Origin of the sequence: Maribacter sp. IgM3_T14_3 (assembly GCF_049603095.1) — a bacterium.
Lineage (GTDB): Bacteria > Bacteroidota > Bacteroidia > Flavobacteriales > Flavobacteriaceae > Maribacter.
The window spans coordinates 2,935,586-2,947,697 of the sequence record NZ_CP187138.1; the positions used below are offsets into that span (position 1 = coordinate 2,935,586).

A 12,112-nucleotide genomic window follows, 5' to 3' on the forward strand; every position below is an offset into this window, starting at 1 on the left:
CTCCTTTATTCATACCTGCCAACCTCGTGGGTTGGATTCTCCTAAACGCTCAGTACCAAGGCTGTTAACCAAAGCACCTTTAGGTGGTTTAGAGCCATCGCCTATACAACGACTCTGATGGATCTACCATCATCTTAATTACAGCATGCAGCACAGTTTATTACCATGACTGCTTCTTGGCACACTATGAAACGTAGCGTATAAATAAACGCTAACTTTTCGGATTTAACACGAGCCGAATTTTTTATTTTTATGTTTAATTTTCTTTTTTAAATATAACCAAATAAAAAATTTGGCGTACTTTGTAAATATACAAAAACCTCTCGGAAAGCCTATAATAGCTATGTTTTATACACGTCTTAAGTTTGATTCTCAGTAAATTGTTTATATAATTAGAAAGAACAAAAGAGAGAATTAAGGTTACTATATACGGTGAAGCTTCAGACTTCGACAACATTGATAATCCTCTCTCTTTTACTACTTAAATCACGTTCAGTTCTGTGAGACTTTAGATCTCGTTTTCAAGTTGTTGTGAGCAGAAGTAGCCGGTTCTTTCATAAAACATTTCTTATGAATAAATATAAAGAAACTTTTGGAGTTGACATTAGTAAAGATGTCTTTGATGTACATGGTAGTAACAAAGGTCACGACCAGTATAAGAACGATGAAACGGGGTTCAAGAAATACCTTAAGGAATTACCCAAAGGTTCATTGGTCGTTATGGAAGCTACCGGTTATTATCATTACAGACTTGCACAGTTTCTTTACAAAAATGGAGTAATAGTTTCAGTAGTAAACCCATTATCTATAAAGCGGTTCATTCAAATGAAACTTGCCAAGGTAAAAACGGACAAGAGCGATGCCAAGGCTATATGTGAGTATGCCCTTATCAACGAGGTTCCTATTTACAATGCTTTGACGGATACCCAGAGTGAGTGTCTACAGTTGTTCCGGTTATTGGATACCTATTTAAAGCAACGAACGGCAACCAAGAACAAGATACATGGTGAAGCAGTTTTAGGTATACCCTCAAAGTTTGTTTATCGTTCCTTGATACGTAACAAGAAACAGCTCAATAAAGAGGTAGCCGCTATCGAATCAAAGATTTTGTCATTGGTGAAAGAGGATCAACAAGAACAATTGACCTTATTGATGTCAATACCAGGTATAGGGCAGAAGACCGCCTTGTTCCTGATAGTTGTAACGGATGGTTTTAGCAAATTCGAAACAGCATCACAGCTTTGTAGTTACGTTGGTATTACCCCAACGATACGAGAGTCTGGGAGCAGTGTAAGAGGTCGTGCGCGAATAAGTAAGGTCGGCAATAGAAAGCTTCGTAATCTACTGTTTCTATGTTCTTTTAATGCGTGTAAACACAACAAGGCTTGCAAGGAAGTTTATGAGCGAATCGTGAACAAGGGTAAGAGCAAGAAATTGGCATTGATAGCAGTTGCTAACAAACTACTCAAACAGTCTTTTGCTATTGCAAAATCTGGTAGACCATATGATGAAACTTACGTTTCCATACTGCCAAGATAAATAGAAGATAGATTGAATAAAAAAAGCTCAAAGAATCTGTTTTTTGAATCTATGAGCGTGGAATAATAATGTCTCAAATTAAGGAAGAATTTGTTTGTTTTTTACCTCAGTTCTTTGTTATGTGCTGGCTTTTATTTTTTCTTGATTTTCGATATAGTCTTTCCGATAGATTTTGTCGGTTTGTCCATATCATTTATAGCAAAGTCAATCGCTTCTTGAATTAATGAACTCACTCTGGGGTTTCTGTAATCATTTCGTTTCTTAACATCAATATGTCTTATTAATTTTCCTGTTCCAGTCAACAATTGGTTAGGGTCTTTTAAAAGTGTTCCTTTATTAAATCCCAAATTGAAGTGATTCGTATAAATTGGCAACATACAAAATGCGTCCGATAGCTTTTCAGAGATTGAAAAAACTGCTGTCAATGCGTGAGTATGATACAGGAGTTCGTTACAGTGAGGGTATAACTCCAAAATATATTGTCGCAAATCGATAAACAACTCTATTACTTCTTGGTCTTTTAAGTCCAAAAAGAGTTGAAAGTCTGGATGAATTGGGCGTGAGTTTTTCATCTTGCTGAATTGTCGTATTGCATTCCACAAATCAAGTTTCCTTCTGTATCTAAAAACTTGGCAATCCAACCAACATATGGAATAGGTGTTTTTGGCATTAATATTTTTCCGCCATTGTTTTTTACCTTTTCGATTATATCGTCAATATTTTCAACTCCAAAAGAGCATTCCAAGCCAATAATTTTTTCGGGAACTGGTGAATATTTTCTTGATTGCAAAGCTCCAATTAATTCTCCGTTTTCGGTCTTGTCGGCTTTGATTTGCAAAAAGTCGTTTTGACCATAAGAATTGAAACCCCAATCAAAAACTCCATCATAAAAACTCTTTGCTCTTTCGATGTCGTCAATATGAATCGCAAAATGTGTCAATTTGTTTTTCATATCCTTGATTTTAATTGTTACTGTGTCGTTTTTTTTAGATCCATTGTTATGTGCTGGCTTTTTTTATTTAACCATTTTCCTTTTCAAATTCTTCTATTTCTCTGTAAAATTCAATGGCTTTTTCAACGGATTTTCCGCCTGAACCTGCTATTAAAATTCTAAACCATTTTTTATTTAAGTTTTCGGGTTTGTGATTTTTATACAACCAAAAGGAAAAATAAACAAAACTACCTGTTAGGATTATTTGAAAGATAATATAAGGTAATCCTACGTTTTGTGGAAACCAATTGTCACTCAAATAAAATGTTGTAAAAAAGGGAAATTGTAAACACATAATTTTAGCGTGGTCAATTATGGAAAGTTGAAGTTTTGATAATTGCTTCTGAATTTCCATTATGCTACCATCGTAATTTATATTTTTTGTCCAAGCAAGATGTTTAATATAGTCTGCAAACCCTTTTATATTTATCAAAGCGATTGCTGAAACTGAAACAATAAAATAATTACTTGCCGAAGAATAATTTGAAATAGCATAAAACAAGGCGTAGCCTAAGATGAGAAGATAAAATACAAAAGCTACTATTCCTGCCGTTTTTAATTTAACCAAGCCGTTTAAAGTAGATTCTGCCTTTCTGCCAATAGTCTCTTTTAAAAGTAATTTATTAATTGTCAATGTTTTTTCTATTTTGACATTTTGCTCTTTCCAAATATTTATAAGTTCTATATTTTCCATTTTATTGAATTTTAAGTTGATTGAATTCCTTTTTTAGTATGCTTTTAATTCTGCCAATTTTAGTTGCAACATTGGTTTCTGTAATTCCGATGATTTCTGAAATTTCCTTGTAACTTTTTTCTTCGAGGTATAGCAACATTAGGGCTTTGTTCAAATCATTTAATTCTGAAATTATATGATTCAATATTCCCAAGTTGGTTTCTTTTTCATCAGATATTTCTTTGTCGGAAAAATCGAAAATATCTGTTGTAATCGGGTTTGAAATCCGTTTTCTACTGCTTTCTTTCCTGTAGAACGAAATAGCTACATTCAAGGAAATTCGGTATATCCATGTTGAACATTTAAATTTTTCGTTGTAGCTGTCAAATGATTTCCACAATTGCAAAATAATTTCTTGAACGAGGTCTTTTCTGTCTTCATTGTTCCGACAATATGAGTTTGCCACTTTAAATAGAATACCTTTATTGTTCTCAACAATAACAAGAAAATTGGCTGTTCTATTTTTGTCCATCATTCGGTTTGTGCGTTTGAGAACCTAATTTTAATACATAGGTTGTACTGTCTGTCTTTATTGGGGCTTTTGGTTCTGCACTATAATAATTTCTCGTTATTGAAATGCTACAACCTGTTGCGAGTATTGTAAAAGCTGTAACGACAACGATAATTAATCTGATGTTTTTGTGTTCCATTTTAGTTAGATTTTATTAAGAAGTATTCGTCTTTTCTTAATTATTCGCACAATGGTTCTCAAAATCACACTTTTTTGAAGAAATTATTTTCAGTCAAGAATTCAGCTCAAACTTTTAGTGAAGTTCAGAGAAGAAGGTTGATGTTATTCCTGAAGGATTTTCTACCGCTTGCACATAACGTGATTGTGTCGAGTAGACAAGGGGAATTTCACCCCGAGCCTCTCACAGAACCGTACGTGATAGTCTCCCATCATACGGCTCTTCTAACTTAACTTTCAAAGATAGCTCATCCTCTTTCAAGTTGGCAAATTGTACGTTAAATTAGCTAATCCCTTCGCTCCAGTTTCATTACAAAACTTTCATTACTACTACGGATTAGTCCGCCCCTATACCAAGCATTGCTATTCTGCCTCTAGTTTGCGCTATTGTACATTTCGCTTCACATCTTGACACAGGTTCCCGAGTTCCGTAAATAAGCCCGAATAATGGTCATGCCTCCTAAATGACGCCTGCCGCCCAGCCAATAAGCAGATGACCGCCGGACTTGTAATGTTTGTCATACTTCAAACACTTTTGACAGAAGGTTGCACTTTCTCGACACTTCATCAGAGGTTCATTTGCATTCATCTCCATTATTCATACCTGACCACGCTCTTGACGCAGCCTTTTCCATAACGCTCAATACCTTGGCTCTTTACCAAAGCACCTTATGGGGGTTTGATGCTCTCTCCTGCAAGACAACATCAGTGGGTCGGTTCCACCATCTTATAAACAGTTCGCAATGAAATATATCAGCCGTTCATTGCTTTCTCGGCACACGTATGGTTAGTTGCGTGGTTAAGCACCTAATTTAGCAAATAAATAACAGATAGAAAATTCCAGCGGAATTTTCGTAAGTCGGCAGTGACCTAGCAATTAATTATACACGTCGTTGTGCCACGTTTTTTAATATTTAACATCCATTGTAAAACCAAGCCCCATACCTTTAAGTACCTTTTTCATTTTTGCTTCTTTTGAACTACGTTCGTAAGTTCCTCCTGTTAATAATCCTACAGAAATTATCAATGCTTCTGTTGGTTTTACTTCGCCCTCACTATCAATCCATTCTAGTGTTGCTATAACATCTTCTGAAAGTACAATATCATAATCTCGTAAATCAGTTGAAATCATACCAGTTTGTTTAGGTTCAACAGATATTAAAATATTCTTTTTTATGATATTTTCAGTAGGTTTACCATTTTCTATTCTGTACATATTTAATCTAAATATCGCTTTTGCACTAAACCTATTGTATGAGATATGGAAATTAAAAGACTCAACAATTATTGGGTTTCGTCCTGAGTTCATTCGTATACCCATTTCCTTCCCTAATTGTTCATAATAAAAAACATGACCAATAAAGGTTGATTTTGTTTTATTACCTAAAACTTTTCTTTTCCAATTTTTAGCAGTTACTACAACTTCGTTTAATTCAGATATTTCCTCATCTAAATTTATAAGAATTTCATCTTTCTTGTTTAAAAGGTTTTTAACCGTGAAAGTTTTTGCCTTATATCCAATCATTGAAATTCTAATTGTGTCATTTATGTTTGATTCAGATATTTTAAATTCAAATAAACCATTCTTATTGCTAACAGTACCAACTCCTTTATTTAATATTCCAATATTTACATAGTCGAGCTGTTCTTTCGTTTTTGAGTCCTGAACTATGCCAGAAACAATAAGTTCTTTAGGTTTTTCAGTACTGTATTTATAAGGCTCATCAGTTATATCTTTATTTTCCAAAAGTTGCTTATAAAACGTATCAAATCCATTTACTTGTTTTAAGTGCTTTTTATAAAATAACACTGTACTTTCCATTATTTCGTTAGAGATTTTAATTTGTTCTTCGTTAGTTTTTAGTGCCCAAGCAATACTACCAAAATCTGCATGTTTACTATTCAGAAAGCGAAGGTATCGTTTTGAGGAATTAACCTTTTTAAAGTAATGATATTCTCCAGTTGGGATGAATTCATCTAGTCTATCTCCTGCTTCGATATGGAAAAAAGATGCAGTTATCTTTTCAGGATTTATAACATTTGCATCATATATTTTCGTGAGAAAATCATCATCCTCATCTGTATCTCCGTAATAAAAAGTATCAGAACCATCTAAAGAGACCATGGCTTTAAATTCAGGATGATTATCTAGCATAATAACGCCACTCATGCTTCCCCAACTTAATCCAAGAAGTCCAATGTTATTGAAATCAATATTAAGTTCATTTTCAGCGTTTAATGTTTTTAGAGCAAATTCTGCGTCATAGACCTGTTCCATAGTATTGGCTAAACCATTGGTCATATCGCCAGGATAGATGCCTATTGAGGAAATAGATACCACTATAAATCCATTTTCGGCTAAGCGTTCTAATAAACGAAAGTTTTCCCAACCCATACCATTATAGCCTGCCATGTATATCACTAAAGGAAATTTCCCATTGGCAGGTTCTATTTTTTCAAAGCTACTAGTCTTAACTTTTAATAAACGCTGACCATCTTTAGCTTCTACTCCAAAACTAGAAGCTAAATAAAGTATTAATTCGTCTGAATATCCTGTGTAATCATTCTCATTTTGATATTTATTAGCTCTTTCTTCGTGCAGTCTGAATAAATCCTCAAAGCGTAATTGTGTATTTGATTTCTCATTTGAAGGATACCAAATATCCAAGTCGAGTGGTCGGTAATGAAGTTTGTCGGTTTCGGTCGTATTTGGTTTGTAAACTCTTGATGAATCTACTAATTCTATTGTTTTAAATCCAGCGTGATAGGTTGTTTGTCCATAGTTAATTCCAAAAATTAGAAGAGTTGCAATTATAGTGAATTTGATTTTTTTCATAAATTGAGATGGATATTGAAGTCAAACGTATAATAATTTGATGAAAAAAAAGTTAATTAAATCTATAGTTCAAGTTAAATTAAACACAAAATAAGTCAGCCTATTTCAGGACGATGCGGTTTTTTGTCAAATGTGGCACAACGTCGCGGCGTCGAGTAGACAAGGGGAATTTCACCCCAAGCCTCTCACAGAACCGTACGTGATAGTCTCCCATCATACGGCTCTTGTTATACAAATCTAAATTAACGTTTTCACTTTGTATATCCCATTTTCCAATGGTAAAATAGATTAGGAAACTGTTCCTGAATTCTAAAGAACCATTTGTATGCAAGTTTTATACTAGTCTTATAACGTTTATACCTTTTTCTTGCCCATTTCACTAAACGATTGTTTAATAGTTTGAAGACTCCGTGTAGCATAGACTTCCTGAATTTCGCGTAGTAATTGATCCATCCCCTAATCATGGGATTGAGGATTTTGGCAATACCTACGATACTATTAGAGGTCATTCTATGCACTTTAAGTTCTGCTAACTTAGCTGCAATACGTTTTCTCGAACTTATACTAATGCTACAATCGAAGCCTAGAAATAGCCCACTTCGCTTTTTAGATTTGGAAGTTCTAGGTTGAAAAGAATAGCCTAGAAAATCAAATTTAACGTTGTGGTATTTTCCTTTTCTACGATAGTCCTTACAGTACACAATTTTGGTCTTTTCTGGATGTAACTCCAAACCTATTCGGTGCATTCTGTTTTGGATAGCCTTTAGTGTTCGTTCAGCATGTTTTTGACTTTTACAGTTTACGATAACATCGTCGGCATAACGTGTGTAACTTACTGTTCTGTCAGTCTGTTCTAACCATCTGTCAAAACCGTAATGTAGAAAGAGATTCGACAATAAGGGGCTTATAACACCACCCTGCGGAGTTCCTTTTCCTTGTTTTACGAGCAGTTTTCCAGATTTGGTCATTACTGGGCATGCCAGCCAACGTGCTATATAGAATTTGACCCATCTTTCGGGTACATGTCTCTCTATAGCAAGCATCAGTTTGTCATGATTGATGTTATCAAAGAAACCTTTAATGTCCAGATCGATTACCCAGTCTGTTTTCCAGCAGTTTTTCCTGACCTGTTCAAGTGCTTGATGCGCACTCTTTTTAGGTCTGTAACCAAATGAATTTTGACTGAAATTCTTTCTCTAAACGAGGTTCTAAAAACCTCTTGACCACCATTTGTCCAATTCGGTCACCTACAGTAGGTATTCCCAGTTTTCGGACTTTCCCGTCCTTTTTGGGGATCTCCACTTCTTTGACCGGAGGGGGGAAATAGCTTCCCGATGCCATACGGTTCCAAAGCTTATACAGGTTTCCGGACAGGTCGGTATCAAATTGTTCGATACTGACCAAGTCTATACCCGCGCTTCCTTTGTTGGCTCGCACTCTCTTGTAAGCTTGCCATATCATGGCTTTGCTTATAGGTATTGATTTTGTTTCATCGCATAAAGTCATCCTCGAATAGTGAGTTGTTAAATGTAATGCAACTGTATAACCTAACCCCTTTGCTCCATTCCCATTACAGAAACTTCAACGCTACTACGGGTTGGTCCGTCCCTGAAAATAACTTTGGTATTCTACCTCTAGGTTGATCCTATTGTGTATTTCCCTTAGCATTTATAGTCAGGTTCCCGAGTTCCGTAACTAAGCCTGGATAAAATTCATGCCCCCTGAATGACGCCTGCCGTATAGCCAATAAATAGGTAATCGCTATACTCTTTAACTCCGTATCATACTTCGTAGCTTTTGACAGGGTGTACCTACTTCTCGACACCTCAAAAGGGGTTCACTTTCGTTCATCTCTTTTATCAATACCTGACCAGTTCTTGACTAGCCGTTTCCTAAACGCTCAATACCATTGATCTTAACAACAGCACCTTTAGGTGGTTTAACGCCTTCTCCTATAAGACGACATTGGTGGGTCGGTTCCACCATCTTAATTACAGTTCACAACGAGTAATTTGCCGCTCGTTGCTTGCTCGGCACACTATGGTTAGTACGGGAATTATAATTACTGAATTTCCGATTAAGCACTTAGCCAAAACTTTTTATTTTGTTTTACCTTTTCATTTTAAAGCCAAATCAAAAAGATTTGGCGGACTTGGTTATAATTACAGAACTTTGGATTAAGCACCAAAACCCGTATTAATTATAGCCATTGTGCCTGTTGCACAAGTTAGGAAAAAATCGGGTTGTGATCATTGCCAATAGGGAGAACGATCGTAACTTTAGGTATGCAGGGAAAAAAGGAGTACCAGGAAAAGCTTTTTGCACAATTTCAACTGAGCGAACGCATCCCCAAGAACAATTTTTACAGGCGTTTGAAAGGCGTCCTGGATTTGGAATTTCTTTATATGCTTACCCGTCCCTATTATGGTGAGAGCGACCAGAAGAGCATCGACCCCGTAGTGTTCTTCAAGTTATGTCTGGTAGGCTACTTGGAGAACATCATCAGCGACCGTAAGCTTATCGACCATTGTTCCATGCGCTTGGATATTCTATATTTCATAGGCTACGATATCGACGAGGAGCTGCCATGGCATTCTACCATAAGCCGTACCCGCCAACTTTACCCGGAGTCGGTATTCGAGGAAGTGTTCACCAAAGTCCTTGCCATGTGTGTCGAGAAGGGGATGGTCGCGGGTCATACCCAGGCGATCGACAGTGCGCCCGTGAAAGCGAACGCTTCTATGGATACCTTGGAGCTCAAGGTGCCGGAAGATGAACTTGACGAGCACCTTAGAAAGGTACGTGCCCTTAGTTCGATGGATAGAGAAGTGCCCCACCGTAAGAGTAAAGGCGACAGGTCGGATAAAGGACAACGAAGTGTTACCGCCAACGATAATGAGCTCTCCGCGATAAAAGGACGCAACAAGAAGTGGGCGAAGGACCAGGACCAAAGGCCTGGTGCCGGCAACAAGGGAGCCAAGTATACCAGTAACAAAACACATTACAGCCCTACCGACCCCGATGCCAGGATAAGCGTAAAGCCGGGCAAGGCAAGAAAGCTGAACTACCTTAGCCAGTTGAGTGTAGATACGGCACATCATGTGATAACGGATATTAGAGCGTACCATGCCGATGGCAAGGACAACCAGCAATTACAGGATATAGTACAACGCTTACAGAGGCGGCTATGGCAACAAGGCTTCGTTTTTGAAAACTGCGTAGCCGATACGGGCTATAGTAGCGGGGAGAATTATGCATTTTTAGAAAACCAGGGGTTAAAGAGTTTCATTCCTCCCCACGGTACTTACAAAGGCGGGCCAACAGACTTCATTTATAATGAAACAGCAGATCATTATATATGCCCAAAGGGCAAGGTTATTCCCTTTACCAAGGAATTTTTAGATTACCGCACTAAGACCAAGAAGAAAGAGTATCGTGCTAGAAAACAGGTTTGTATCGATTGCCCAATGCGTAGCGGTTGCCTAGGTAAAAGCGCACAAGAGAAGAAGTTCAGTGTCACGTATTATAGAGCTGAGTATCAGAGAAACATAGTCAGGGTCAACAGTAAACAAGGCAGGTATATGAAGGGCAAACGCCAGAGCACGGTAGAACCGGTATTTGGCACCTTGACCCAGTTCATGGGCATGCGCAAGATAAATACCATCGGGATCAAACAGGCGAACAAGGTAATGCACCTATCGGCCATTGCCTATAATCTGAAAAAGTACCTGAAATTCGACCAAAAACTTGTGGAAAGTGGGGTAGGAACACCCGCTTTTGCAACACTTGTCAAAAGTGCCATTAAATTGCTGTTCGGTCCTTCTTTAAACCGTCCAAAATTAGCTTTCCCTTTCTGAGCGAACAAAAAAAAGCCCCGTAAAGAGGCTTGTATAAATCCGTTTCTTTTAGGAATTAATGACTTGTGCAACGGTTACCATTGTTAGCATTAGTGATTTTCGTTCTGCTTGGCACGTTTTGCTTGCGTTCAGATTGGTTGTATTCATAAACTAGCTAAGAAGTCCATCTGCGCAACCATTGCGTTTGAGTATATTCCATCTTCTTTTAGCTTAATCAATCTACGTTAATCTGTATCACTTCATCACAATCGTCATCTTCACATAAGATTAAATCATTTATTGTTAGATTATCAACTTCAATTCCGCTGCAGCATTCACGCTCAATGAAAGTTGATGAAATTTCCATATTGAATTCTTGATTATTTATTCTTATTGTAATTGGGTCGTTCTCGTACAAGTAGATGATTACTTCGTTGCTAAAAGTATTGATGCTATAATCGGCATTTTCGTTATTCTGGATTATTTCAATTTCTGTATTGGGTTCAATTTCAAAAATGTTCTCGCCGTTTTCAAAAAAAGTCAACTTAACATCGTCCCCGCCAAAACAATCAATAAGGGAACAATCTATTCCGCTATTTTGATTATTCGAACAAGATGAAACTAAAGTTAAAATCAATAAGTAGAGAATATTTTTTTTCATCATTAATGCTAACGTTCAGTAGTCGAGTAGACAAGGGGAATTTCACCCCAAGCCTCTCACAGAACCGTACGTGATAGTCTCCCATCATACGGCTCTTCTGACTTGATACACAAAGATAGCTCATCCTCTTTCAAGTTGGCAGGTTGTGTATTAAACCAGCTCATCCCTTTGCTCCATTTCCATTACAGAAACTTCATCACTACTACGAATGAGTCCGCCACTACATATACTTTTGGTATTCTACCTCTAGGTTGTGCCTATTGTGTATTTCCCTTAGCACGTATATGCAGCTTCCCAAGTTCCATAACTAAGCCCGAATAAAGTTCTTGCCACCTGAATGACGCCAGCCCCACAGAAAATAAATAGGTTACCCCTGTGATTAATGTTCTTTCAAACACTAGTTTTAACTCCGTATCATACTTCGTAGCTTTTGACTGGATGTACCTACTTCTCGACACCTCTTCAGTGGTTCACTTTCGTTCAACTCCTTTATTCATACCTGCCAACCTCGTGGGTTGGATTCTCCTAAACGCTCAGTACCAAGGCTGTTAACCAAAGCACCTTTAGGTGGTTTAGAGCCATCGCCTATACAACGACTCTGATGGATCTACCATCATCTTAATTACAGCATGCAGCACAGTTTATTACCATGACTGCTTCTTGGCACACTAAGAAACGTAGGGCAGGTGATAAGCACTTTCGTTTCGGTTTATTACTTAGCTAAATATAAATATTTTGCTTTTATCTTTTTGTTCTAAATGCCAAATATTTATATTTAGCGGACTTTGTAAATAAACACAGACCTTTCGATTAAGCCACAAATGCCCT

The 12,112-nt window shown here is 37.1% G+C and carries 11 protein-coding genes and 1 pseudogene; 2 read left to right on the forward strand and 10 right to left on the reverse strand.

Annotated elements, in window-relative coordinates; genetic code table 11:
• Positions 1–570 precede the first annotated feature (570 nt).
• The gene (locus ACPF9A_RS13080; protein ID WP_423997094.1) at positions 571–1,539 is read left to right on the forward strand and encodes an IS110 family transposase; all 969 of its coding nucleotides are present in this window, start codon (positions 571–573) and stop codon (positions 1,537–1,539) included.
• Positions 1,540–1,670: 131 nt separating this feature from the next.
• Here ACPF9A_RS13080 and ACPF9A_RS13085 read toward each other — a convergent pair whose 3' ends face one another.
• The 9 genes and pseudogenes from ACPF9A_RS13085 to ACPF9A_RS13125 form a co-directional block, all read right to left on the reverse strand.
• The gene (locus ACPF9A_RS13085; protein WP_423997579.1) at positions 1,671–2,111 is read right to left on the reverse strand and encodes a DUF1801 domain-containing protein; all 441 of its coding nucleotides are present in this window, start codon (positions 2,109–2,111) and stop codon (positions 1,671–1,673) included.
• Complete coding sequence (locus ACPF9A_RS13090; RefSeq protein ID WP_423997580.1) at positions 2,108–2,491, reverse strand: VOC family protein; 384 nt, start codon at positions 2,489–2,491, stop codon at positions 2,108–2,110. Before ACPF9A_RS13090 ends, ACPF9A_RS13085 begins: the two co-directional genes overlap by 4 nt.
• A gap of 67 nt (positions 2,492–2,558) precedes the next feature.
• Positions 2,559–3,224 carry a hypothetical protein gene (locus tag ACPF9A_RS13095; protein ID WP_423997582.1) on the reverse strand — a complete coding sequence of 222 codons (666 nt, stop codon included), beginning with the start codon at positions 3,222–3,224 and terminating at the stop codon, positions 2,559–2,561.
• Between the two features lies 1 nt (position 3,225).
• Positions 3,226–3,738, reverse strand: a complete 513-nt coding sequence (locus tag ACPF9A_RS13100) for an RNA polymerase sigma factor (RefSeq protein WP_423997584.1) — start codon at positions 3,736–3,738, stop codon at positions 3,226–3,228.
• Positions 3,722–3,913 carry a hypothetical protein gene (locus tag ACPF9A_RS13105; RefSeq protein ID WP_132796044.1) on the reverse strand — a complete coding sequence of 64 codons (192 nt, stop codon included), beginning with the start codon at positions 3,911–3,913 and terminating at the stop codon, positions 3,722–3,724. Before ACPF9A_RS13105 ends, ACPF9A_RS13100 begins: the two co-directional genes overlap by 17 nt.
• 945 nt (positions 3,914–4,858) lie before the next feature.
• Complete coding sequence (locus ACPF9A_RS13110) at positions 4,859–6,787, reverse strand: carboxypeptidase-like regulatory domain-containing protein (protein WP_423997587.1); 1,929 nt, start codon at positions 6,785–6,787, stop codon at positions 4,859–4,861.
• 251 nt (positions 6,788–7,038) lie between these two features.
• Positions 7,039–7,296, reverse strand: coding sequence for a group II intron maturase-specific domain-containing protein (locus ACPF9A_RS13115; protein WP_424004475.1), 258 nt, complete (start codon positions 7,294–7,296; stop codon positions 7,039–7,041).
• 183 nt (positions 7,297–7,479) lie between these two features.
• Positions 7,480–7,920, reverse strand: a pseudogene (locus ACPF9A_RS13120) (reverse transcriptase domain-containing protein); the annotation flags it as partial.
• A gap of 22 nt (positions 7,921–7,942) precedes the next feature.
• Positions 7,943–8,248, reverse strand: coding sequence for a hypothetical protein (locus ACPF9A_RS13125; protein ID WP_423997589.1), 306 nt, complete (start codon positions 8,246–8,248; stop codon positions 7,943–7,945).
• 824 nt (positions 8,249–9,072) lie between these two features.
• Here ACPF9A_RS13125 and ACPF9A_RS13130 point away from each other — a divergent pair.
• Positions 9,073–10,644, forward strand: coding sequence for an IS1182 family transposase (locus ACPF9A_RS13130; RefSeq protein ID WP_423997591.1), 1,572 nt, complete (start codon positions 9,073–9,075; stop codon positions 10,642–10,644).
• A 214-nt stretch (positions 10,645–10,858) separates the two neighbouring features.
• Here the strand turns inward: ACPF9A_RS13130 and ACPF9A_RS13135 are convergent, their stop codons facing one another.
• On the reverse strand, positions 10,859–11,287 hold the full coding sequence (locus tag ACPF9A_RS13135) for a hypothetical protein (RefSeq protein WP_423997593.1): 429 nt from the start codon (positions 11,285–11,287) through the stop codon (positions 10,859–10,861).
• Between the last annotated feature and the right edge of the window lie 825 nt (positions 11,288–12,112).